Raw genomic sequence first — 22,156 nt, forward strand, 5'->3', positions numbered from 1 at the left:
CGGAGGACCCCCGCCCCGCGTGCCCACCCGGCTGCACCACCGGGGACGCCCGACCGGGCCCACCGGCCGGGACGGCAACGACCCGAGGAGAACCACGTGCACTCCCCCCTCCGTACCCGCGTGCGCGCGGCGGTCACGGGCCTGCTGGCCGCGACCGCGCTGACCGCGCCGCTCGCCCTGGTGGCCGCACCCGCGCAGGCCGCGGCCGGCGACGACTGGCTCCACGTCCAGGGCAACACGATCGTCGACGCGTCCGGGAAGGAGGTCGTGCTCTCCGGCGTGAACTGGTTCGGCTTCAACGCGAGCGAGCGCGTCTTCCACGGGCTGTGGTCGGGCAACATCACCGAGATCACGAAGCAGATGGCCGACCGCGGCATCAACACGGTCCGCGTGCCGATCTCGACGCAGCTGCTGCTCGAGTGGAAGGCCGGCACGTTCCTCAAGCCGAACGTCAACACCTACGCGAACCCCGAGCTCGAGGGCAAGAACAGCCTGCAGATCTTCGAGTACTTCCTCACGCTGTGCCAGAAGTACGGGATCAAGGTGTTCCTCGACGTGCACTCGGCCGAGGCCGACAACTCCGGGCACGTCTACAACATGTGGTGGAAGGGCTCGATCACGACGGAGGACGTCTACGCCGGGTGGGAGTGGGCGGCGACGCGCTGGAAGAACGACGACACCATCATCGGCGCCGACATCAAGAACGAGCCGCACGGCACCCAGGGCTCGACCGAGCGCGCGAAGTGGGACGGCACGACCGACAAGGACAACTTCAAGCACTTCGCCGAGACGGCGTCGAAGAAGATCCTCGCGATCAACCCGAACTGGCTCGTGTTCGTCGAGGGTGTCGAGATCTACCCCAAGGAGGGCGTCTCGTGGACGTCCACCGGGCTCACCGACTACTACGGCACGTGGTGGGGCGGGAACCTGCGGGGCGTGCGTGACTTCCCGATCGACCTCGGTGCGCACCAGGACCAGCTCGTGTACTCGCCGCACGACTACGGGCCGCTCGTGTTCGACCAGAAGTGGTTCCAGAAGGACTTCGACAAGGCGTCGCTGACGGCCGACGTGTGGGGCCCGAACTGGCTGTTCATCCACGACGAGGACATCGCGCCGCTGCTGATCGGCGAGTGGGGCGGCCGGCTCGGCCAGGACCCGCGGCAGGACAAGTGGATGGCCGCGCTGCGTGACCTCATCGCCGAGCGGAAGCTCAGCCAGACGTTCTGGGTGCTCAACCCGAACTCGGGTGACACGGGTGGCCTGCTGCTCGACGACTGGAAGACGTGGGACGAGGTCAAGTACTCGACCATGCTCAAGCCGACGCTGTTCCAGCACGGCGGCAAGTTCGTGGGCCTGGACCACGAGGTGCCGCTCGGCGGCGTGGGGTCGACCACCGGGATCTCGATCTCGCAGGTGGGCGGCGGCACGTCCGACACGACGGCGCCCAGCGTCCCGAGCGGCGTGCGGGCGGGTACGCCGACGGCGTCGTCGGTCCCGCTGTCGTGGACGGCGTCGACGGACACCGGCGGCTCCGGGCTGGCCGGCTACGAGGTGTACCGCGGCTCGACGCTCGTCGGGACGACGACCTCGACGTCGTACACGGTCACCGGGCTGACCGCCGACACCGCGTACTCGTTCTCGGTGCGCGCCAAGGACGGCGCCGGCAACGTGTCGGCGGCGTCGACCGCGGTCTCGGTGCGCACGGGGGCCGGGACGGGTGACACGACCGCGCCGAGCGTGCCGGTGGGCCTCGCGGCAGGCACGGTCACGACGACGTCGATCCCGCTGACGTGGACCGCGTCGACGGACACCGGCGGCTCGGGCGTCGCGGGCTACGACGTCTACCGCGGGACGACGCTCGTCGGGTCGACGACGACCCCGTCGTACACCGTGTCGGGTCTGACCGCGGGCACGTCCTACTCGTTCACCGTCCGGGCGAAGGACGGCGCCGGCAACGTCTCGGCCGCGTCGTCCGCGCTCACGGCGTCGACCGCTCCGGACGTCGCGACGGGCTCGTGCTCGGTCGCCTACACCCCGAACGGCTGGAGCACGGGCTTCACCGCCGCGGTCAAGGTGACGAACACCGGCACGACCGCGCTCAACGGCTGGACGCTCGCGTTCGACCTGCCCGCGGGGCAGGCCCTCACGCAGGGCTGGAGCGCCACGTGGGCGCAGAGCGGCGCGAAGGTCACGGCGACCAACGCGGCGTGGAACGGCGTCCTCGCGCCCGGCGCGAGCGTCGAGATCGGGTTCAGCGGCACGCACACCGGCTCGTACGCCGCACCGACCGCGTTCACGGTCAACGGGGCGAGCTGCACCCGCTGACCTCTCCGGTGGGTGCGTCGGACGTGGAGGCCGGCGCACCCACCCCCGGCGCCGGTGGGACGGGCAGACCCCGTGCCACCGGCGCCGTCGTGTCAGACCTGCGCGTCGAGCAGCCGGCGCAGCTCGGCGAGGAACGCGTCGACGTCGGCCTCGGTCGTGTCGAACGCGCACATGAGCCGCACCTCACCGCTGTCCGGGTGCCAGTCGTAGAACTTCCACGTGCGCCGCAGCTCCGCGGACACCGCGTGCGGGAGCGTCACGAACACGCCGTTGGCCTGCGTCGGCAGCATCACGTGCACGCGGTCGCCGAGCGCGTCGAGCCCGGCGCGCAGGCGGGCCGCCATCGCGTTCGCGTGCTGCGCGGACCGCAGCCACAGGTCGCCCTCGAACATCGCGACGAGCTGCGCCGACACGAACCGCATCTTCGAGGCGAGCTGCATGTTCATCTTGCGCAGGTACGGCAGCCCGTCCGCGGCGGCCTCGTCGAGGACGACGACGGCCTCCCCGAACAGCAGGCCGTTCTTGGTGCCGCCGAGCGACACCACGTCGACGCCGACGTCGGTCGTGAACGCGCGCAGCGGCAGGCCGAGCGCCGCGGCCGCGTTCGCGATCCGCGCCCCGTCGACGTGCAGCCGCAGGCCGAGCCCGTGCGCCTGGTCGGCCAGCGCGCGGATCTCGTCGGGCGTGTAGAGCGTGCCGAGCTCGGTGCTCTGCGTGATCGACACGACGCCGGGCTGCGCGCGGTGCTCGTCGCCGAAGCCCCACGCCTGCCGCGCCACCAGGTCGGGCGTGAGCTTGCCGTCGGGCGTCGGGACGGTGAGGAGCTTGAGGCCGCCGACGCGCTCCGGCGCGCCGTTCTCGTCCGTCTGGATGTGCGCGGACTCGGCGCACACGACCGCACCCCAGCGCGGGAGGAGCGCCTGCAGCGAGAGCACGTTCGCGCCGGTCCCGTTGAACACCGGGTACGTCGTCGCGCCGTCGCCGAAGTGCGCGGCCACGACCTCCTGGAGCCGTGCCGTGTACGCGTCCGCGCCGTACGCGGTCTGGTGGCCGCCGTTCGCGTCGACGAGCGCGGCGAGGACCTCGGGGTGCGCGCCCGCGTAGTTGTCGGACGCGAAGTCGCGGTGGTCGGCGTCGTGGAGTCGTGTCACTCCCCCAGTCTCCCCTGCGCCGACAGATGCCCTGGACACCTGCCCTGCGCTCCACCCGCGCCTGCGGCATGATCCGTGCGACACGACGAGAAGGAGGCATCGTGCCCCCGCAGGACCAGCTGCACGACGAGGATCGCAACGAGACGTTCACGGAGCGGATGGACCGGAACTGGAACGAGCTCCTGCAGGAGCTGCGCGTGACCCAGACCGGCACGCAGATCCTCACGGGCTTCCTGTTCACGATCCCGTTCCAGCAGCGGTTCGGGGACCTCGACGCCTACCAGAAGGACCTGTACCTCGTCCTCGTCGTGCTCGCGGTGCTCGCGACGGCGCTCATCGTGGCGCCCGTGAGCCTGCACCGGGTGCTGTTCCGCAAGCGGCTCAAGCCCGAGCTCGTCGCGGCCGCGAACATCTTCGCGCGGCTCGGGCTCGTCGTCCTCGGCCTCGTGCTCGCCGGCGCAGCCATGCTGCTGTTCGACGTCGTGCTCGGGCGTCAGGCGGGGTGGGTCGTCGGTGGCGTCTCGCTCGCCGTGCTCGCCGCGGCGTGGTGGCTGGTGCCGCACCTCATCCGGCGCGCCGCGGACTGAGTCCCGCGCGCGACGGTCACGTCGCGGCGGCCGCGCGGCACGTCGCGCACGTGCCGACGAGCTCGATGGTGTGGTCCACGTCCGCGAACCCGTGCGCGGCGGCGACCTGGGCCGCCCACGCCTCGGCCTGCGCGGCGTCGATCTCGACCGTGCGCCCGCACGACCGGCACACGAGGTGGTGGTGGTGCGTGCGCTGCTCGCAGCGCCGGTACACCGACTCGCCGTCCTCGGTGCGCAGCACGTCGACCTCGCCCGTCTCCGTCAGGCTCTGCACCGCGCGGTAGACGGTCGCGAGCCCGACGGACGAGCCGCGCGAGCGCAGCAGCTCGTGCAGCTGCTGGGCGCTGCGGAACTCGTCCAGGCCCTCGAGCAGGTCGAGGATCTCGGCGCGCTGCCGCGTCTGCCGTACCACCGCCATCACGTGCCGCTCCTTCATGAGACTCGTTCGCATGATAGTCGACGCGTACGCGACAGGGCCGGGCCCGACCCGACGGTCGGACCCGGCCCTGAGTCGGGTGTCAGCCCTGGACGGCGCGCTTGAGGGCGCTGCCCGCCGTGAGCTTCACGCGGTAGCCCGCGGGGATCTCGAGCTTCTCGCCCGTCTGCGGGTTGATGCCCGTGCGGGCCGAGCGCTCGGCGCGCGCGACGGCGAGGAAGCCGGGGATCGTCACGGACTCCCCAGCGGCGAGCTGCTCCACGAGGACCTCCTGGAAGGCCTTGAGGACCTTGTCGGCCTCGGCGTTGGCGGTGCCCGCCTTCGCGGCCACGGCCTGGACGAGCTCGGTGCGGTTGACGCTCACGAGATGTGTGCTCCTTGTTGACTCGGTTCGTGCGGACCCTGGACGGGCCTGGACCCGTCGGGCGCGCGGCGACACCGCGTGACCGGGGGCTGCGCAGACCCTAACGCGTCCACCCGACCGTTCCCGCACGACCGAGCGGGCGTGTCAGCGGTGCGACCGCTCACGCAGGCGCTCGACGGGCCACGTCGTGATCACGCGCTCCGGGTCGATCGCGTGCTGCGCCGCCCGCTCGCAACCGGCCGTCAGCCAGTCGAGCTGGCCCGGCGCGTGCGCGTCCGTGTCGATGCTGAACAGGCAGCCGACCTCGACCGCGACCGCCAGCAGGTCGTGCGGCGGGTCGAGCCGGTCCGGCCGGCAGTTGATCTCGACCGCCACGCCGTGCGCCGCGCACTCCTCGAACACCCGGCGCGCGTCGAACTCGCTCTGCGGCCGCTGCCGGCCCGTCAGGCGGCGTCCCGTGCAGTGGCCGAGCACGTCCGTGCGCGGGTCGCGCACCGCCGCGACCATCCGCTCCGTCATGGCCCGCGAGTCCATCCGCAGCTTCGAGTGCACCGACGCGACCACCACGTCGAGCTCGTCGAGCAGGTCCGGGTCCTGGTCCAGCGCGCCGTCGTCGAGGATGTCGCACTCGATGCCCGTCAGCACCGTGAACGGGGCGACCGCACGGTTGAGCGCCGCGACCTGCTGCAGCTGCGCGCGCAGGCGCGGCGCCGACAGGCCGTTCGCGACCGTCAGCCGCGGCGAGTGGTCCGTGATCGCGAGGTACTCGTGCCCCAGGTCGAGCGCCGCCAGCACCATCTCCTGGATCGGCGTCTTCCCGTCGCTCGCCTCGCTGTGCGCGTGCAGGTCGCCGCGCAGCCGCGCCCGCAGCGCCGCGACCGCCGGGTCGGGCGGGTCCGCCGCGGCCGCCTCGGCCTCCAACCGGTCCAGGTACTCGACGGGCTTCCCCCGCACCACGAGCGACACGACCTCCGCCGTGCGCGCCCCGACCGACGGCAGGTCCGTCAGCGCGCCCGCCTTCGCGAGCGCCACCACCCGGTCCGCGGGGGTCCGCTCCACCGACGTCGCCGCCGCCCGGAACGCCTCGCTCCGGTACCCGCTCGCCTGCGCCCGCTCCAGCAGGAACGCGATCCGGCGCAGCGCCGCGACCGCGTCGTCCCGCAGTCCCGCAGCCGTCACGACGCCTTGCGGCGCGTCCGACGCGGCGTCGGCTCGTCGCCCTCGGCGTCCGACGACGCGCGCTTCGCCGCAGGCTTCGCCTTCGTGCCGCTCGACGTCTTCGCACCGCTCGCCTTCGAGCCGCCGGACGCCTTCGCGCTGCCGGACGCCTTCGCGCCGCCGGACGCCTTCGCGCTGCTCGACGCCGACGACTTCGTGCCCGAGGACCGCGACGAGCTCGACCGCGAGCCGCTCGACCGCGTGGCCCCGCCGCCCGACGCGTCGTCGTCACCCTCGTCGACGTCATCCGTCCCCGTGCGCGCCCGCGACCGCGGCTTCTCCTGCGCCGCCGGCTCCTCGGCACCGCCACGCGTGCCGCGCGCCTTCTCCACGCTGCGCTGCAGCGCCGCCAGCAGGTCGACGACCTCGCCGCCGCCGCTCTCCCCCTCCTCGCCCGCCGGGGCGGGGACCGCACGCGTGTCGCCCGTCTGGATCTTCGTCTCGATCAACGTCTCGAGCGCCGCCGAGTACCGGTCCTCGTACTGCGACGGGTCGAAGTCCGCCGCGAGCGAGTCCACCAGCGACGCCGCCATCGCCAGCTCCTGCGGCTTGACCGCCACGTCCGCGTCGAGGATCGGGAAGTCCGCCGCCCGCACCTCGTCGGGCCACAGCAGGATCTGCATGCAGATCACGTTGTCCCGCACCCGCAGCACCGCCATCGACTCGCGCTGCCGGATCGCGACCTTCACGACCGCCATCCGGTCCGCCTGCTCGAGCGCACCGCGCAGCAGCGCGTACGGCTTCGCCGCCGTCTTCTCCGGCTCCAGGTAGTACGTCTTGCCCAGCAGGATCGGGTCCACCTGCTCGGCCGGGACGAACTCCATGACCTCGATCTCGCGCTCCGTCGACAACGGCAACCGCGAGAAGTCCTCGTCCGTCAGCACCACGAGCTCGCCGTCGTCCGTCTCGAACCCCTTGGCGATCTCCCGGTACTCGACCTCCTCGCCGTCGATGCTGCACACCTTGCGGTAGCGGATCCGCCCGCCGTCGGCCTTGTGCACCTGGTGCAGCGTCACCTCGTGCTCACCCGTGGCCGCGTACAGCCGCACGGGCACGTTGACCAGCCCGAAGGCGACCGCACCCTTCCAGATCGCTCGCATCGTCGACCACCTCCGTCGGTTCGGCGGCACCGCCTGCCGGGCACGCCCCGGCGAGCCCGCGACGGACGCGGACCACCTGGGCAGGATGGACCCGTGGAGCCCATGCTCGCCACCCCAGCAGCCCGGACGGGCGCACTGCCGCGCGGACCGCAGTGGGCCTTCGAGGTGAAGTGGGACGGCGTCCGGGCGCTCGCGGACACCAGGACCGGTGACCTGCGGATGTGGAGCCGCGGCGGCCGCGAGGTCACGCCCGCGTACCCCGAGCTCGCGGGTCTGGCCGCGCTGCCCGACACCGTGCTGGACGGCGAGGTGGTCCTGCTGGCCGACGGCCGGCCGTCGTTCGCGGCGCTCGCGGAGCGCATGCACGTGCGCGACGCCCGCCGCGCCGCCGCCCTCGCACGGTCCCGCCCCGTCACGTTCCTCGTGTTCGACGTGCTGCGCCTCGGTGGCACCGACGTCACGGCGCGCACGTACGACGAGCGCCGTGCGCTGCTCGACGGTCTGCCGCTGCCCGACCGGGTCCAGCTGTCGCCGGTCTACCCGGACGGCGACGAGCTGTGGGCCGTCACCGCCGAGCACGGGCTCGAGGGCGTCGTCGCCAAGCGGCGGTCCTCGGTGTACCGCGCAGGCGTCCGCTCGGCCGACTGGGTGAAGTCCGCGCACCAGCACCACCGCACGGCGCTCGTCGCGGGCTGGCGGGAGGAGACGTCGGGCAACGGGCGGCTGGGCGCGGTGCTGCTCGGCGCGCACGACGCGGACGGCCGGCTGCGCTACCTGGGCCGCGCGGGCAGCGGGCTGACGGGCGCGCTCGCGACGGCGCTCCAGCGCTCGGTCGCCGCGCAGCCGCTCGACGCGTGCCCCTTCGACGACGAGGTGCCACCGCTCGACGCGCGCGGCACGCGCTGGTGCGCGCCGGTCGTCGTGGTCGACGCGCGCTACCTCAACCGCACCCCGACCGGGCGGCTGCGTCAGCCCGTCGTCCGGGGCGTGCGGACGGACACCGACCCCGACCCCTGGGAGCAGCAGTGACGCCGGAGCGGCAGATGGTCGAGGTGGACGGGCGGCAGGTCCGTGTCACGCACCTCGAGAAGGTCATGTACCCCGAGACGGGCACGACCAAGGCGGAGGTCATGCACTACCTCCTGCGCGTCGCGCCCGCCCTGCTGCCGCAGCTCCGCGAGCGGCCCGTGACGCGGATCCGCTGGCCCGACGGCGTCGGGGGCGAGAAGTTCTTCGAGAAGAACGTGCCGCGTGGTGCACCCGAGTGGCTCCGCCGGCAGACGCTGCCCGCGGCGCCGAACAACGACGACGACGAGGGCACGATGCTCGAGCTGCCGTTCGTCGACGACCTCGCCGGGCTCGTGTGGTGCGCGAACCAGGGCGCGCTCGAGCTGCACACGCCGCAGTGGACGGTCGGACCGCGCGGGGGCGTCCGCCACCCGGACCGGCTCGTGATCGACCTCGACCCCGGCGCGCCGGCGGGCCTGGACGAGTGTGCGCGCGTGGCGCACCTCGTCGCGGACCGGCTGCGCGAGGACGGGCTCGACGAGACCGTCCCGGTGACGTCGGGCAGCAAGGGCATGCAGCTCTACGCGCGACTGCCCGGACGGCGGACCGCGCCCGTGGTCCGGCAGTACGCGCGGGACCTCGCGTTCGCGGTCGCGAAGCAGCACCCGTCGCTCGTCGTCGCCGTCATGCGCAAGGACGTGCGCGGCGGCAAGGTGCTCATCGACTGGTCGCAGAACCACCCGGCGAAGACGACGATCACGCCCTACTCGCTGCGCGGCCGCGACGTGCCGCGCGTGGCGGCGCCGCGGTGGTGGGACGAGATCGGACCGGGGCTGGCGCAGCTCGGTCCCGACGAGGTCGCGGACCGGCTCGAGCGCGACGGCGACCCGTTCGACTGACCGCCCGCTCCGCTGGCGAGCGACCCTCGTGTGGGGCAGCGTGGACGCACGCCCGGGCAGGTCTCGCCCCGGTTCACGAGCTGAAGGAGGAGCCCCCTCATGGCACGCACGCTGCCGAAGTACACCGTCCCGTCGCTCACGCCGCAGGACGGCGCGAAGGTCGCCGAGATCCTCCAGCAGCGGCTCAACGCGCTCAACGACCTCGCGCTGACGCTCAAGCACATCCACTGGAACGTCGTCGGCCCGCACTTCATCGCGGTGCACGAGATGATCGACCCGCAGGTCGACGCGGTGCGCCTCATGGTCGACGCGATCGCCGAGCGCATCGCGACCCTCGGCGTCGCGCCGGTCGGCACGCCCGGTGCGCTGGTGAAGGCGCGCACGTGGGACGACTACGCCATCGGGCGGGACAGCGCGATCGCGCACCTCGGCGCGCTCGACGAGGTCTACGTCGGCGTCATCACGGACCACCGCCAGGCGGCGAAGGACACCGAGGAGCTCGACGACGTCACGAACGACCTGCTCATCGGCCACCTGCACGAGCTCGAGCCTGTTCCACTGGTTCGTGCGCGCGCACCTCGAGTCGGCCGGCGGTGCCCTGAGCACGTCCTCGGCGGACGGCGAGAAGGCGTCCGCCGACGCCGCCCGGGCGAAGGACAAGGCATCGGCGTGAGCGCAGGCACGGAGCACCGGGCGGTCGGTCGCGCGGTGCTCCGTGCCGCACGACCGGGCAGCCGCACGACGGGGTCCGCGCAGCCCCCGAGCCCGACCCGCCGCATGCACGTCGCCGCGCGCCTCGAGGACTCGTTCGACCGGGCCGTGGCCGGGGTGCTGGCACGCCGGGGCTGGACGGTCCGCATCGAGGCGTTCGCGGGGTACGGGGCGCCCGGGTGGGTGCGCGTCATGGCGCGGACGCTGCTCGCCCCGCCCCAGGTGCGGGCGTCGGACCTGCCGGGCGCGGGCGCCGAGGCGCACGTCGAGGCACGCCCCGCCGCCCCCGTGCGCGGGTGGCGGTCGTTCGCGACCGCCGAGGTCGCGGGTGCGCCGCTGCGCGTGCGCGTCGGGGACCGCGAGCACGAGGTCGTCACGGATCGCGGCGGCTACCTGGACGTCGTGCTCGACGCGGACCTGTCCCCCGGTTGGCACCACGTGACCCTCACGTCGCAGGACGGTGCGACCGCGCAGGCGCCCGTGATGGTCGTCGACCCCGCGGTCCGCGTGGGTCTAGTCAGCGACATCGACGACACCGTGATGGTGACCCGCCTGCCACGTCCGCTGGTCGCGGCCTGGAACGTGCTCGTCCGGCACGAGAACGCCCGCGAGCCCGTGCCGGGCATGAACGCCCTCTACGCGGAGCTGCGGCAGCGCAATCCGGGGATGCCGGTCGTCTACCTGTCGACGGGGGCGTGGAACGCCGCGCCGGCGATCGCGCGGTTCCTGCGGCGGCACGGGTACCCGCCGGGACCCCTGCTGCTCACGGACTGGGGGCCCACGAACACCGGCTGGTTCCGCTCCGGCCGGGCGCACAAGGTCGCGCGGCTGCGGCGCCTGTTCCGCGAGCTGCCCGACGTCCGCTGGGTGCTCGTGGGCGACGACGGCCAGCGGGACCCGGAGATCTACGCCGGCGCGGCCGAGCACCACCCCGACCACGTCGAGGCGATCCTGCTGCGGCAGCTGACGTTCAGCGAGCACGTGCTCGCCCACGGGCTCCCCGCGCCGACGCCGGAGCAGCGCACCGCGGAGCGGGCGGCGGAGAACGAGGGCATCCCGGTCCTGCAGGGCGCGGACGGGTATGCGCTGCGGCAGGCGGTGCACTCCGAGGCGCGGCTGGCGCGCTGACAGGAGCGGGACGCTCGACGGCCCGCGCTCCCGTCCGTCACGGCGGAGGCGCGGGCCGTCGGCGCGTCACAGGCGCTGGGGGTCGTCCCAGTCCTCGCTGCTCGCGATCGCCTCGTCGTCGGCCTCGAGCTCGACCGCGTGCAGCGACCGCGGTGCCCGGCTCGGGTCCCCGCCCGACCGTGCGTCGGCGGCGGCGAGCTCGGCCTCGGGCAGGGTGGGCTCGGCGAGGTGCTCGGCGGCGGGGTCGGACGTCAGGTCGCGGTCGCGGCTCATGGGAGGTTTCTACCGCCACGTCCGCCCGGGTGCACCCGCGGACCAGCCCGTGACCCGGTCAACGCCACCCGTCGGACAGCGGTCCAGGACGCGGCGGTGCGCCGTCAGGGCTAAACGATTCGCCCTCTCACCGGCATTCGAAGCGCTTCGATACCGTGCGGCCACCCGACGCCCCGGGGCCGCCTCGCGAGCCCCCGCGACGGGACGACCGGCCGGGCAACCCTCGCCCGGCGGGCACACACCACCGCCTTCACGAAGGAGTGCAGCGGATGCGCGTCCCTGCTCAGACCTCTCCCGGCAGACCCGGCCGCCGGTCACGACGCCTCGCGGGCGCCGTCCTCGCGGCCGCGCTGGCCGCCGGCGCCGGCACGGCCGTCGCCCTCGGCTCCCCCGCCACCGCGGCAGCGCCCTCGTACACGTGGGGCAACGTCGAGGTCGTCGGGGGCGGCTTCGTCCCCGGGATCATCTACAACCAGTCGGAGAAGGGCCTCGTCTACGCCCGCACCGACATCGGCGGCGCCTACCGCCTCGACCAGCGCACCCAGCGCTGGGTCCCGCTGCTCGACCACGTCGGCTGGGACGAGTGGAGCCACAGCGGCGTGCTCAGTCTCGCGACCGACCCGGTGGACCCCGACAAGGTCTACGCGGCCGTCGGCACGTACACGAACAGCTGGGACCCGCAGAACGGTGCGATCCTGCGCTCGAGCGACCGCGGCGAGACGTGGCAGAAGACCATGCTGCCGTTCAAGGTCGGCGGCAACATGCCCGGCCGAGGCATGGGCGAGCGTCTCCAGGTCGACCCCAACGACAACCGCGTCCTCTACCTGGGGACCGAGAGCGGCAACGGGCTGTGGCGCAGCACCGACTCCGGCGTCACGTGGTCCAAGGTCAGCTCGTTCACCAACCCCGGCAACTACGTGCAGGACCCGACGTCGACCAACGACTACCTGACCAGCAACCAGGGCGTCGTGTGGGTCACGTTCGACCCGTCGAGCGGCACGAAGGGATCGCCGACGAAGACCATCTACGTCGGGGTCGCCGACAAGGAGAACACCGTCTACCGGTCGACCGACGCGGGCGCGACGTGGCAGCGGATCCCCGGTCAGCCCACGGGCTACATCGCGCACAAGGGCGTCTACGACGCGAAGGGCAAGCAGCTCTACATCGCGACCAGCGACACGGGCGGCCCGTACGACGGCGGGCACGGCGACGTGTGGCGCCTCGACGCCACGACCGGCACGTGGACGAGCATCTCCCCCGTGCCGTCGTCGAGCAGCGACCAGTACTTCGGCTACTCGGGCCTCACGATCGACCGGCAGGACCCGGACACGCTCATGGTCGTCACGCAGATCTCCTGGTGGCCGGACATCATCGTGTTCCGCAGCACGGACCGCGGCGCGACGTGGAGCCGCATCTGGGACTGGGCGGGCTACCCGAACCGCGACCTGCGCTACGACCTCGACTACTCGGGCGCGCCGTGGCTCACGTTCGGCAAGACGTCCGCGCCCGTCGGCGAGCCGCTCGTCAAGCTCGGCTGGATGACGGAGTCCTTCGAGATCGACCCGTTCGACTCCGACACGTTCCTCTACGGCACCGGCGCGACGGTGTACGGCGGCAGCAACCTCACCGCGTGGGACACGGGCGGGAAGGTCAAGATCGGCGTCAAGGCACAGGGCATCGAGGAGACCGCCGTGCTCGACCTCGCCGCTCCCCCGGGAGCCGTGCAGCTGGTCTCCGGGCTCGGCGACATCGGCGGCTTCGTGCACACCGACATCACGAAGGTGCCGTCGCAGATGTACACGCAGCCGTACCACGGCTCCGTCACGGGCGTGGACTTCGCGGAGGCGAAGCCCGCGACGATGGTCCGCGTCGGGCAGGCCGTCGACGGCACCGTCGAGTCGCACATCGGCGTCTCGACGTCGTCCGGGTCGTCGTGGTGGGCCGGCCAGCAGCCCGCCGGCGTGACCGGCGGCGGGACCGTCGCGATGTCCGCCGACGGCGGCACGATCGTGTGGAGCCCGGCCGGCACGGGCGTGCACCGGTCGACGACGCTCGGCTCGTCGTGGACCGCGTCGACGGGGGTCCCCGCCGGTGCTCGCGTCGAGGCCGACCGCGTGAACGCGTCGACGTTCTACGCGTTCGGCGACGGTACGTTCTACCGCTCGACGGACGGTGGGGCTTCGTTCACGGCGTCCGCCGCGACCGGCTTCCCGACGACCGGGAACGTCCGGTTCGGTGCGGTGCCCGGCCACGCGGGTCACGTCTGGCTCGCGGGCGAGACCGGCCTGTGGCGCTCGACCGACGCGGGCGCGACGTTCACGAAGCTCGCCGGCTTCGAGGACGGCGGCGCGGTCGGCTTCGGCAAGGCCGCACCCGGTGCGTCCTACCCGGCGATCTACACGACGTCGAAGCTCAACGGGGTCCGCGGGTTCTTCCGCTCGACCGACGCGGGCGCGACGTGGGTGCGGATCAACGACGACGAGCACCAGTACGCGTGGACGGGTTCGGTCATCACGGGCGACCCGGACGTCTTCGGGCGTGTGTACGTCGGCACCAACGGGCGCGGCATCGTGGTCGGGAACACCGCCGGCAACGAGCCCACGACGACGCCCACGCCGACGGTGACCCCGACCGTCACACCTACGCCGACGGTCACGCCGACGGTGGCGCCGACGCCCACGGTCACGCCGACAGTCCAGCCGACGGGCTGCTCGGTGCGCTACACGACGAACGACTGGAACACCGGTTTCACCGCCTCGGTCCGGATCAGCAACAACGGTGCCGCGGCGATGAACGGCTGGACGCTCGCGTTCACGTTCCCGTCGTCGCAGCAGGTGACGAACGGGTGGTCGGGCTCGTTCACGCAGACCGGGCAGTCGGTCGTCGTGACCAACGCACCGTGGAACGGCACGATCGCGGCGAAGGGCAGCGTCGACATCGGGTTCAACGGCTCGCACGCCGGGAGCAACCCGAAGCCGTCGGTGTTCACGCTCAACGGCACGGCCTGCTCGGCCGGCTGAGGCCGGCAGCCGGGTCACCCCGACGGGGTGGCGGACCGCTCCTCGCGGCGGTCCGCCACCCCGTCGGTCATCGGACGACTCCGCGAAGTCATGGGACGAGAGAGACGAACGTCACACGTCCCTCGCTGTAGAGATTCTCGACGTCGACATACGCTCGAATCGTGGCGCATCGCGAAGACACAGTGGACGTCGTCCTCGTCGGCGGCGGGATCATGAGCGCGACGCTGGCCGCGCTCATCACGACGCTCGAGCCGACGTGGACCGTCGAGATCCACGAGCGCCGCGCCGAGGTCGCGCAGGAGTCGTCGAACCCCTGGAACAACGCGGGCACCGGCCACGCCGCCCTCTGCGAGCTCAACTACACGCCGCAGCGCGCCGACGGCACGATCGACATCACCAAGGCCGTCGCGATCAACGAGCAGTTCGAGCTCTCGCGCGAGCTGTGGCACCACCTCGCGACCCACGGCCGCCTCCCCGAGGGCACCGGCTTCCTCTCCTCGACCCCGCACATGACCTTCGTGCGCGGCGAGGCGAACGTCGAGTACCTGCGCCGCCGCTGGGAGACCCTGCGGGCGCACCCCCTGTTCTCCGACCTGGAGTTCAGCGCGGACCCCGCGACGATCGCCGCCTGGGCGCCCCTGCTCGTCGCCGATCGCGACCCGGCCGAGCCCGTCGCTGCGACCCGCGCGTCCTCGGGCACGGACGTCGACTTCGGCGCGCTGACGCGCGCGATGCTCGACGACGCCCGGCGGCGCGGCGTCCGGCTGCACGTCGAGAGCGAGGTCACGCGCCTGCGCCAGGGACGCGACGGCGCCTGGACACTGCGCGTGAAGGACCGGCGCTGGAACGGCAACCGCAACGCCCGTCGCGTGCGTGCGCGCTTCGTGTTCATCGGCGCGGGCGGCGGCGCGCTGCCGCTGCTGCAGAAGTCGGGCATCCCCGAGGCCAAGGGCTTCGCGGGCTTCCCGATCAGCGGCCAGTTCCTGCGCACGACCAACCCCGAGATCGTCGCGCAGCACCAGGCGAAGGTGTACGGCAAGGCCGACATCGGCGCCCCGCCCATGTCGGTCCCGCACCTCGACACGCGCGTCGTCGACGGCGGCACCGCGCTGATGTTCGGCCCCTACGCGGGCTGGAGCATGAAGTTCCTCAAGCACGGCTCGTGGCTCGACCTGCTGAAGTCGATCCGCCCGGACAACCTGGTCCCGATGCTCGCCGTCGGCGTGCGCAACCTCGACCTGCTGAAGTACCTCATCGGCGAGGTCACCGCGACCGACCTGGACCGCCTGCGCACGCTGCGCGCGTTCATGCCGACCGCGCACCCGCGCGACTGGGAGCTCATCACCGCCGGTCAGCGCGTGCAGGTCATCAAGCGCGACCGGAAGAAGGGCGGCGTGCTCGAGTTCGGCACCGAGCTCGTCACCTCGGCCGACGGCTCCATCGCCGGCCTGCTCGGCGCCTCGCCCGGGGCGTCGACGGCCGTCGCGACGATGCTCGACCTGCTCGACCGGTGCTTCCCGGAGCGCGTCGAGGGCTGGCGCCCGCAGCTGCGTGCGATGATGCCGTCGCTCGGCGGCGCCCAGTGGGACGAGTCGTTCGAGCTCGACCAGCTCGTCGACGAGCGGGTCGCCACCGACCACTGAGGAACGCCATGACCGTCCACGACGCGGCGACGCCGGTCGTGCCGGTGAGCGCCGAGATGCGCCGCGCCAAGGTGCGCGCCGCGACCGACCACACCACCGTCGGGCTCGTCGACACCACGCCGGACGGGCGCGTGACCATCGCGTGCGCGTGCGGCATGCAGCTCACCAACGGCCCGACCTGGACGCTCGACGAGCACATCCGCCTGCACCGCGCCGAGGCGCGCTTCCTCGCGCTCTCCGCGGTCGCTCCCCCCGGCATCCCCCGGCTGGTGTCGGCGCACGTCGTCGCCGGCGAGGCGTCCGGACCCGTCGACTGACCGGCCGCGCGGAGCGCGACGACCGCGGGGCCACCGTGTTCCGCCGCCGCGTCGGCGCGGCTCAGCGCGCGGTGGCGACCTCGTCGAGGTCGTCGTCCTCGTGCAGGTCGTCGTGCTCGTGCACGTGCGGCAGGCCGAGCTCGTGCGCCCGCTCGTGCTCCTCGCGCGCCGCGATCCGGGCCGCGATGCGCGCCTGCACCTCGGGCCGGCGCAGCGGCGGCACGGTCGCGGGCGGCTGACGGCGTGCGGGCAGCTCGTCGAGCAGCCGCGCGGTGATCGCCGCGATCTCGGCCACGGCCGCCTCGAACGGGTCGCGCGTCGCGTCGCTGACCGTCTGGACGCCCGTGACCTTCCGCACGTACTGGCGGGCGGCCGCCTCGATCTCCTCGGTGGTCGCGGGCGGCTCGAGCCCGCGCAGCGTCGTGATGTTCCGGCACATGCGCCCGACGCTACGCCGCGCGTCCGACGCGCGCCTCGAGGTCGAGCAGCGCCTGCTTCGCCGCGTCCCCGCCCGCGTACCGGCCGGGGCTCCCGTCGGACCGGACGACCCGGTGGCACGGCACGACGAGCGGGACGGGGTTGAGTGCGCACGCCGTGCCGACCGCCCGGACCGCGCGAGGGCTGCCCGCCGACGCGGCGACCTGCGCGTACGACGCGGTCCGGCCGTACGGGATGTCGGGCAGGTGCTCGACGACGGACCGCCGGAACCCGGCGGTGAGCCGCAGGTCGACCGGGACGTCGAACGTGTGCCGGGCGCCCGTGAAGTACTCGTCGAGCTCGCGCGCGACGTCGTCGAGCGCGCCCGGCGCCTCCAGGACGCGCGGGCTGACCCGTGCGGCGAGGTCCTGCAGCACCGCGTCGTGGTCCTGCACGGCGAACGCCACCCGGACGACGCCCGCGGGCGTGCGTGCCAGCAGCAGCGGGCCGACCGGGCTGTCGACCGTCCGGTAGGCGACGTCGAGCAGGCCGTCCGCGGCCGCCCGGGCCACGAGCACGTCGTGCAGCCGCGACAGGTCCTCCCCCGTCGCCGTCCCCCGTGCGTGCGTCATCACGACTCTCCCTCCTCCGCGAAGCGCGGGTACGTCCGGCGCAGGGTCGCCACCCCGTCGGCGGCCGCGCGTCGTGCCGCGGCGGCCGTCCCGCCGAGGACGGCGGCGACCTCCTCGTAGGGCAGGCCGCCGAGGTGGTGGTAGGTCACCGACCGGCGCTGCTTGTCGGGAAGCGCCGCCAGCGCCGCCCACAGGTCGAGGTCACGGCCGCCGTCGGGCGCCGCGTGCTCGGGCAGGTCCGCGACCGGCACGGCCTGACGGGCGGTGCGCCGCACGACGTCGATCGAGCGCCGCCGCGCGATCGTCACCAGCCAGGCCTCGACGTTCGCGTCCGCCGGCAGGTCCGGGTAGGCGCGCAGCGCCGACAGGAACGTCTCGGACCACGCGTCGTCCGCGTCGACGGTGCCGAGCACCGCCCGGCACACGCGCAGCACCGTCGCGCCGTGCTCGACGACGACCCGCTCGAACGGTTGCTTCACGCCCACAGTGTGCAGACGCACGGGCGGTCGCGGGTGTGAGGTGTCCCCGGCAGGTCAGCGTGTCAGGCACAGTGGGGTCATGACGAACCTCGAGGTGCGCCCGGAGGAGGCGCTGTGCGAGGCGCTCGGCATGCGCGGACCCGTCGCCGAGCTGCACGAGGCCCGGGAGGTCCCGCTCGGCGGCGTGCGGGCCATGCAGGTGCGCCGGACGCTCCCGCAGCGCGCGCTCCCGATGGTCGGCGCGTGGTGCTTCCTCGACGAGATGGGCCCGCAGGACGTCGACATGCGCGTGCTGCCGCACCCGCACACCGCGCTGCAGACCGTGACGTGGCCGCTCGTCGGCGACATCCTGCACCGGGACTCGGTCGGGTCCGAGGCCGTCGTCCGGCCCGGCCAGCTCAACCTCATGACCGCGGGCCACGGCGTCGCGCACTCCGAGTTCACGCTCGGCGACGCGGCACCGCTGCACGGCGTCCAGCTGTGGGTCGCGCTCCCCGACGCCGTCGCCGACGGTGCGCGGTCGTTCGAGCAGGTCACGGACCTGCCCGTGTGGGAGGCGCCCGGCACGCGCGCCACGGTCTTCGTCGGCGGGATCGACGGTGCGCGGTCACGTGCCCGCGTGCACACGCCGCTGCTCGGGGCCGACGTCGTCGTCGATCCCGGCCACGACGTCGTGCTGCCGCTCGAGCGCGGGTTCGAGCACGCCGTCCTGATGCTCGGCGGCCGGGCCGCCGTCGCGGGCGTGGACGTCGCACCGGGTCCCCTGCTCTACCTGGGCGACGGTCGCGACGAGGTCGCCGTGCGGGCCGGAGCCGACGGCGCGCGCCTCATGCTGCTCGGGGGCGAGCCGTTCGCGCACGACCTCGTCATGTGGTGGAACTTCGTCGGCCGCACGCACGCCGACGTCGCCGCGGCACGCGCCGCGTGGGAGTCGCCCGACGCCGCCGACCGGTTCGGCTCGGTCGTCGGGCACGGCCCGGAACGCATCCCCGCCCCCGCCCTGCCGAACGTGCGGCTGCAGCCGCGCCGTCGCCGACCCCGACCGGAGCGCCCGTGACCGAGACCCTGCCCCCGTCCGCCCGACGCGTCGCCGACGCCCTGCACGCCGCCGGCGTCACCGGCCAGGTGACCGTGCTGCCGGACTCGGCACGGACCGCCGCCGAGGCGGCCGCCGCGCTCGGCTGCCCGGTCGGCGCGATCGCGAACAGCCTGGTGTTCCTCGCGGACGGCGCGCCGCTGCTCGTGCTGACCAGCGGCCGGCACCGCGTCGACACCGTCGGACTCGCCCGCCGTCTCGGGCGCGAGCGGATCACGCGTGCGACGCCCGAGCAGGTGCGCGCCGCGACCGGCCAGGCGATCGGGGGCGTCGCGCCCGTCGGCCACCCGGAGCCGGTCGAGACGGTCGTCGACGTCGCGCTCGCCGAGCACGCGCAGGTGTGGGCCGCGGGCGGCACGCCGCACTCCGTCTTCCCGACGACGTTCGACGAGCTCGTCACGATCACCGGCGGCACGCCGCACGTCGTCGCCGACGACGAGGTCGCCGCCGGCTGACCCGCGCACCGACGCCGGGCCGCCGCCCGGTGGCGTCCGGCGCGCGTCAGGTCATCGCGGCGGCCAGCGCGTCGTCGGCGCCCTGCAGGCGGATCTCGACGCGCGCGATGTCGTCCGCCGGGATGCTCGACGACGCCCCGAGCCCGCGTGCCTCGCCGCTGTGCGACGCCCAGGTCGCGACGACCGTCGCCGTCCCGTCGGCCTCGACCAGCACGAGCTCGTACACGAGCGGGTAGTCGACCGGCGGGGCCGGGTACTCGCACGACCAGTCGAGCCGCGTGCCCCAGTTCTTCTGCTGCAGCGTGAGGTCGGCAGTGACGTCGACGCCGCCGACCGGCCGCAGCGCGAGGTGCGCCGCCTGCGCGGTCACCGGAGCCGGCGCGACCGTGCGCGCCACCCACGCGCCCCCGACGGCCGCGACGAGCGCCACGGCGGCCGCGGAGACGAGCGTCGCGAGCCGGCGGCGACGGCGCGTGGCACGCGCTCGCCCCGCGACCGTCGCGAGGTCGACGACCTCCGCCTCCGGAGGCTCGGCCGGCTCGGGCGCGAGGAGCGCGGCCGCCTGGTCCGCGGGCAGCGCGCGCAGCAGCCCGGGCATCCCGGCGAGCTCCGACACCCGGTCCTGGCACGCCTCGCAGCCTGCGAGGTGTTCCTCGAACCTCCGACGGTCCGACGGTCCGAGCGCCCCCAGCACGTACGCCGCGTCCCACTCCCGGAACTCGTCCGCGGGCAGGTCGGGCCGGTCGGCGCTGTCGCGGCCGGTCATGACGTCACCCCTCTCTCCTGCAGCGCGAGCCGCAGCGCGCGCAGCCCGTAGTGCAGCCGCGACTTCACGGTGCCCTCCGGGATCTGGTTCTCGCGGGCGAGCTCCGCGACCGACCGCCCCCCGTAGTACGCCCCCACGACGACGGCCCGGTGCTCGGCCGACAGGCCCGTCAGCGCGTCGGCGACGAGCCACGCGTCCAGGACCGCCTGCGTCCCGTCGGGCGTCGGGACGTCCGGCGCCTGGTCCGTGACGTGCTCGCGGACGTGCCGGGCGCTGCGACGGTCGTCGATCACGAGGTTGCGTGTGACGCGGTACAGCCAGGCACGTGCCGCGTCGTCGTCGCGGGCCATGACCTCGGGGTGCCGCCACGCGCGCACCATCGCCTCCTGCACCACGTCCTGCGCGAGCTCGTGGTCGCCCGTGAGCCGCACGACGTAGTGGTGCAGCGGCCGCGCGTACGTCGCGTGCAGGGCGCGCAGGAGCTCGTCCGCGTCGTCGTCCACGCGCGCCCCACCTCCTGTCCTGTCACCCACACCACGGACCGCACCGGCTCCGGGTTCAGGTGAACCGCCAACCTCACCCGCCCGTGGACCCAGGGGGAGCCCGTGACGCCGCACCGCCCGGCGCGGGCCCGCTCCCCCGGGGGAAAGGGGACCACCGTGCGACGCACCATCCTGCTCACCACGCTCGGCCTCGTCGCGACCGCCACGCTGGTCGGCTGCTCGGGCTCGGGCGACGACGACTCCGGCGCGCAGACCGAGGCCACGACCGACGAGATGACCGAGCCGACGCCCGCCGACGAGGGCTCCGCGGTCGCGGCCGACCTCATGACGGCCGACACGTCGCTCGGCTCCGTCGTCGTCGACAAGGACGGCATGACCGTCTACTACTTCCTCAAGGACACGCCCGGGTCCGGGACGAGCGCGTGCACGGGCGACTGCCTCACCGCGTGGCCACCCGTCTACGCCGAGTCCGAGGACGTCGTCGTCGACGGCGTGACCGGCGAGGTCGGCACGATCGAGACGCCCGACGGCGAGTACCAGGTCACGATCGACGGGCGCCCCGTGTACCTGTTCGCGCAGGACACGGCCGCCGGGGACGTCAACGGGCAGGGCGTCAACGACGTCTGGTACGCCGTCGCGCCCGACGGGTCGCAGGTCGGCCCGTGACGCTCAGCCCTCCGCGCCGGTCTCCACGTTGAGGATGTTGCCGTCCGGGTCGGCGAACCACGCGGCCTTCATCTCGCCGGAGACCAGCACGCCGTCCTGCCACGTGCCCTCGGGCACCTCGAACGTCTGGAAGTCGACGCCGCGGCCGCGCAGGTCCGCGACCTCGGCGTCGAACCGGTCGGCCGACACCTGGAAGGAGATCGCGGTCGCCTGGTTCGTGCCCGCGTACCCCGACGGGTACACGAGGAACGAGCCGCTGCCCGAGCGGTACATCACGCCCTCCGCGGCGTCACCGACGCTGGAGAACCCCAACGTGGTCTCGTAGAACGCGCGCGCCTTGTCGAGGTCCGTGACCGCGAGGACGGGGATGGCGTCGAAGTCGGAGAGCATGACGGCCTCCTGGGCGGGCCAGACGACCCTCGGCTGGCCGGCGGCTCGACGCTAGGACCGGGCCGTGACAGGGTCAATCGCCCTGCACGGACGTGCACGTTGTCGATCCCGGCACGTCTCGCCCGTCACGAGGTCGTCCGCCGGGCCACCGCCGCCCGGTACCTGCGAGCGACGGAGAACCACCATGCGCTACATGCTGCTCATCTGCACCGACCCGACCGGCGAGCCCTACACGCCCGAGGGCGACACGATCGAGACCTGGCTCGCCGAGACCGGGTCCGCCCGCCTGCACGGCGACCGCCTCCGCCCCGTGTCCGACGCCCGCACCGTCCGCGTCCGCGGCTCCGAGACGCTCGTGACCGACGGACCCTTCGCCGAGACCGCCGAGCACATCGCCGGGTACGACGTCGTCGAGAGCGAGTCCCTCGACGATGCGCTGCGGATCGCCGCCGGGCACCCCATGGCCCGCTTCGGGCGCGTCGAGGTGCGGCCGTTCTGGCCGTTCGAGGGCTGAGGCGCACCGACGCGCTGCCCCGAAACGGGTGGACGGGCACCCCGCCCCGGTGAGGTAG

At 73.7% G+C, this 22,156-nt stretch carries 24 protein-coding genes and 1 pseudogene; 13 read left to right on the forward strand and 12 right to left on the reverse strand.

Annotated features, from left to right (window positions below):
• Positions 1 to 96: 96 nt before the first annotated feature.
• A complete protein-coding gene (locus tag OOT42_RS10155) occupies positions 97 to 2,325 on the forward strand; it encodes a cellulase family glycosylhydrolase (protein ID WP_273654728.1) in 2,229 nt (742 codons plus the stop codon).
• Positions 2,326 to 2,417: 92 nt separating this feature from the next.
• On the opposite strand, the gene OOT42_RS10160 is transcribed toward OOT42_RS10155, so the two are convergent.
• Complete coding sequence (locus tag OOT42_RS10160; RefSeq protein WP_273654729.1) at positions 2,418 to 3,476, reverse strand: threonine aldolase family protein; 1,059 nt, start codon at positions 3,474 to 3,476, stop codon at positions 2,418 to 2,420.
• A gap of 158 nt (positions 3,477 to 3,634) precedes the next feature.
• On the opposite strand from OOT42_RS10160, the gene OOT42_RS10165 reads away from it, so the two are divergent.
• Positions 3,635 to 4,063: a DUF6328 family protein gene (locus OOT42_RS10165; RefSeq protein ID WP_423776008.1), complete on the forward strand. Its 429-nt coding sequence runs from the start codon at positions 3,635 to 3,637 to the stop codon at positions 4,061 to 4,063.
• A gap of 16 nt (positions 4,064 to 4,079) precedes the next feature.
• Here the strand turns inward: OOT42_RS10165 and OOT42_RS10170 are convergent, their stop codons facing one another.
• The 4 genes from OOT42_RS10170 to OOT42_RS10185 form a co-directional block, all read right to left on the reverse strand.
• A complete protein-coding gene (locus OOT42_RS10170) occupies positions 4,080 to 4,499 on the reverse strand; it encodes a Fur family transcriptional regulator (RefSeq protein ID WP_273654731.1) in 420 nt (139 codons plus the stop codon).
• Between the two features lie 82 nt (positions 4,500 to 4,581).
• On the reverse strand, positions 4,582 to 4,863 hold the full coding sequence (locus tag OOT42_RS10175; RefSeq protein ID WP_124341208.1) for an HU family DNA-binding protein: 282 nt from the start codon (positions 4,861 to 4,863) through the stop codon (positions 4,582 to 4,584).
• Between the two features lie 144 nt (positions 4,864 to 5,007).
• Positions 5,008 to 6,042: a PHP domain-containing protein gene (locus OOT42_RS10180; protein WP_273654732.1), complete on the reverse strand. Its 1,035-nt coding sequence runs from the start codon at positions 6,040 to 6,042 to the stop codon at positions 5,008 to 5,010.
• Positions 6,039 to 7,181, reverse strand: a complete 1,143-nt coding sequence (locus OOT42_RS10185; RefSeq protein WP_273654733.1) for a Ku protein — start codon at positions 7,179 to 7,181, stop codon at positions 6,039 to 6,041. The genes OOT42_RS10180 and OOT42_RS10185 overlap by 4 nt, the downstream gene beginning before the upstream one ends.
• Before the next feature lie 102 nt (positions 7,182 to 7,283).
• Here OOT42_RS10185 and OOT42_RS10190 point away from each other — a divergent pair, with 102 nt between their 5' ends.
• The 4 genes and pseudogenes from OOT42_RS10190 to OOT42_RS10205 all read left to right on the forward strand — a co-directional run bounded on the left by OOT42_RS10190 (position 7,284) and on the right by OOT42_RS10205 (position 10,927).
• Entirely contained in the window at positions 7,284 to 8,210 is a 927-nt protein-coding gene (locus tag OOT42_RS10190; RefSeq protein WP_337251897.1) for a DNA ligase, read from the forward strand.
• Positions 8,211 to 8,224: 14 nt separating this feature from the next.
• Complete coding sequence (gene ligD, locus OOT42_RS10195; protein ID WP_337251894.1) at positions 8,225 to 9,088, forward strand: non-homologous end-joining DNA ligase; 864 nt, start codon at positions 8,225 to 8,227, stop codon at positions 9,086 to 9,088.
• A 99-nt stretch (positions 9,089 to 9,187) separates the two neighbouring features.
• A pseudogene (locus OOT42_RS10200) lies at positions 9,188 to 9,761 on the forward strand (Dps family protein).
• Positions 9,758 to 10,927, forward strand: coding sequence for an App1 family protein (locus OOT42_RS10205; RefSeq protein WP_273654736.1), 1,170 nt, complete (start codon positions 9,758 to 9,760; stop codon positions 10,925 to 10,927). Before OOT42_RS10200 ends, OOT42_RS10205 begins: the two are co-directional and overlap by 4 nt.
• A 66-nt stretch (positions 10,928 to 10,993) precedes the next feature.
• Here the strand turns inward: OOT42_RS10205 and OOT42_RS10210 are convergent, their stop codons facing one another.
• Entirely contained in the window at positions 10,994 to 11,200 is a 207-nt protein-coding gene (locus OOT42_RS10210; protein WP_273654737.1) for a hypothetical protein, read from the reverse strand.
• Between the two features lie 269 nt (positions 11,201 to 11,469).
• On the opposite strand from OOT42_RS10210, the gene OOT42_RS10215 reads away from it, so the two are divergent.
• The 3 genes from OOT42_RS10215 to OOT42_RS10225 all read left to right on the forward strand — a co-directional run bounded on the left by OOT42_RS10215 (position 11,470) and on the right by OOT42_RS10225 (position 16,180).
• Complete coding sequence (locus tag OOT42_RS10215; RefSeq protein WP_273654738.1) at positions 11,470 to 14,220, forward strand: cellulose binding domain-containing protein; 2,751 nt, start codon at positions 11,470 to 11,472, stop codon at positions 14,218 to 14,220.
• Between the two features lie 158 nt (positions 14,221 to 14,378).
• Entirely contained in the window at positions 14,379 to 15,863 is a 1,485-nt protein-coding gene (gene mqo, locus OOT42_RS10220) for a malate dehydrogenase (quinone) (RefSeq protein ID WP_423776009.1), read from the forward strand.
• 8 nt (positions 15,864 to 15,871) lie between these two features.
• Positions 15,872 to 16,180, forward strand: a complete 309-nt coding sequence (locus OOT42_RS10225) for a hypothetical protein (RefSeq protein ID WP_273654739.1) — start codon at positions 15,872 to 15,874, stop codon at positions 16,178 to 16,180.
• Between the two features lie 61 nt (positions 16,181 to 16,241).
• On the opposite strand, the gene OOT42_RS10230 is transcribed toward OOT42_RS10225, so the two are convergent.
• Genes OOT42_RS10230 through OOT42_RS10240 form a run of 3 tightly spaced genes read right to left on the reverse strand, consistent with a single transcriptional unit; the run spans position 16,242 to position 17,708 of the window.
• The gene (locus OOT42_RS10230; protein WP_273654740.1) at positions 16,242 to 16,619 is read right to left on the reverse strand and encodes a DUF2277 domain-containing protein; all 378 of its coding nucleotides are present in this window, start codon (positions 16,617 to 16,619) and stop codon (positions 16,242 to 16,244) included.
• A gap of 10 nt (positions 16,620 to 16,629) precedes the next feature.
• Entirely contained in the window at positions 16,630 to 17,229 is a 600-nt protein-coding gene (locus OOT42_RS10235) for a methylated-DNA--[protein]-cysteine S-methyltransferase (RefSeq protein WP_273654741.1), read from the reverse strand.
• Positions 17,229 to 17,708, reverse strand: coding sequence for an RNA polymerase sigma factor (locus tag OOT42_RS10240; RefSeq protein WP_273654742.1), 480 nt, complete (start codon positions 17,706 to 17,708; stop codon positions 17,229 to 17,231). The genes OOT42_RS10235 and OOT42_RS10240 overlap by 1 nt, the downstream gene beginning before the upstream one ends.
• A gap of 79 nt (positions 17,709 to 17,787) precedes the next feature.
• Here OOT42_RS10240 and OOT42_RS10245 point away from each other — a divergent pair, with 79 nt between their 5' ends.
• Both OOT42_RS10245 and OOT42_RS10250 read left to right on the forward strand, forming a co-directional pair.
• Positions 17,788 to 18,765, forward strand: a complete 978-nt coding sequence (locus OOT42_RS10245) for a pirin family protein (RefSeq protein WP_273654743.1) — start codon at positions 17,788 to 17,790, stop codon at positions 18,763 to 18,765.
• Positions 18,762 to 19,259, forward strand: coding sequence for a YbaK/EbsC family protein (locus OOT42_RS10250; RefSeq protein ID WP_273654744.1), 498 nt, complete (start codon positions 18,762 to 18,764; stop codon positions 19,257 to 19,259). Before OOT42_RS10245 ends, OOT42_RS10250 begins: the two co-directional genes overlap by 4 nt.
• 46 nt (positions 19,260 to 19,305) lie before the next feature.
• Here the strand turns inward: OOT42_RS10250 and OOT42_RS10255 are convergent, their stop codons facing one another.
• Together OOT42_RS10255 and OOT42_RS10260 are read right to left on the reverse strand one after the other, a co-directional pair.
• Entirely contained in the window at positions 19,306 to 20,025 is a 720-nt protein-coding gene (locus OOT42_RS10255) for an anti-sigma factor family protein (RefSeq protein ID WP_273654745.1), read from the reverse strand.
• Positions 20,022 to 20,528 (reverse strand): sigma-70 family RNA polymerase sigma factor, encoded by a 507-nt coding sequence (locus OOT42_RS10260; protein WP_273654746.1) that lies wholly within the window; start codon positions 20,526 to 20,528, stop codon positions 20,022 to 20,024. Before OOT42_RS10260 ends, OOT42_RS10255 begins: the two co-directional genes overlap by 4 nt.
• A 156-nt stretch (positions 20,529 to 20,684) precedes the next feature.
• Between OOT42_RS10260 and OOT42_RS10265 the strand changes: the two genes are divergently transcribed.
• A complete protein-coding gene (locus OOT42_RS10265) occupies positions 20,685 to 21,194 on the forward strand; it encodes a COG4315 family predicted lipoprotein (RefSeq protein WP_273654747.1) in 510 nt (169 codons plus the stop codon).
• A gap of 3 nt (positions 21,195 to 21,197) precedes the next feature.
• On the opposite strand, the gene OOT42_RS10270 is transcribed toward OOT42_RS10265, so the two are convergent.
• Complete coding sequence (locus tag OOT42_RS10270) at positions 21,198 to 21,584, reverse strand: VOC family protein (protein ID WP_273654748.1); 387 nt, start codon at positions 21,582 to 21,584, stop codon at positions 21,198 to 21,200.
• 184 nt (positions 21,585 to 21,768) lie between these two features.
• On the opposite strand from OOT42_RS10270, the gene OOT42_RS10275 reads away from it, so the two are divergent.
• Positions 21,769 to 22,098 carry a YciI family protein gene (locus tag OOT42_RS10275; RefSeq protein ID WP_273654749.1) on the forward strand — a complete coding sequence of 110 codons (330 nt, stop codon included), beginning with the start codon at positions 21,769 to 21,771 and terminating at the stop codon, positions 22,096 to 22,098.
• The last annotated feature ends 58 nt before the right edge of the window (positions 22,099 to 22,156 follow it).

This window comes from Cellulomonas fimi, from assembly GCF_028583725.1.
GTDB classification, from domain to species: domain Bacteria; phylum Actinomycetota; class Actinomycetes; order Actinomycetales; family Cellulomonadaceae; genus Cellulomonas; species Cellulomonas fimi_B.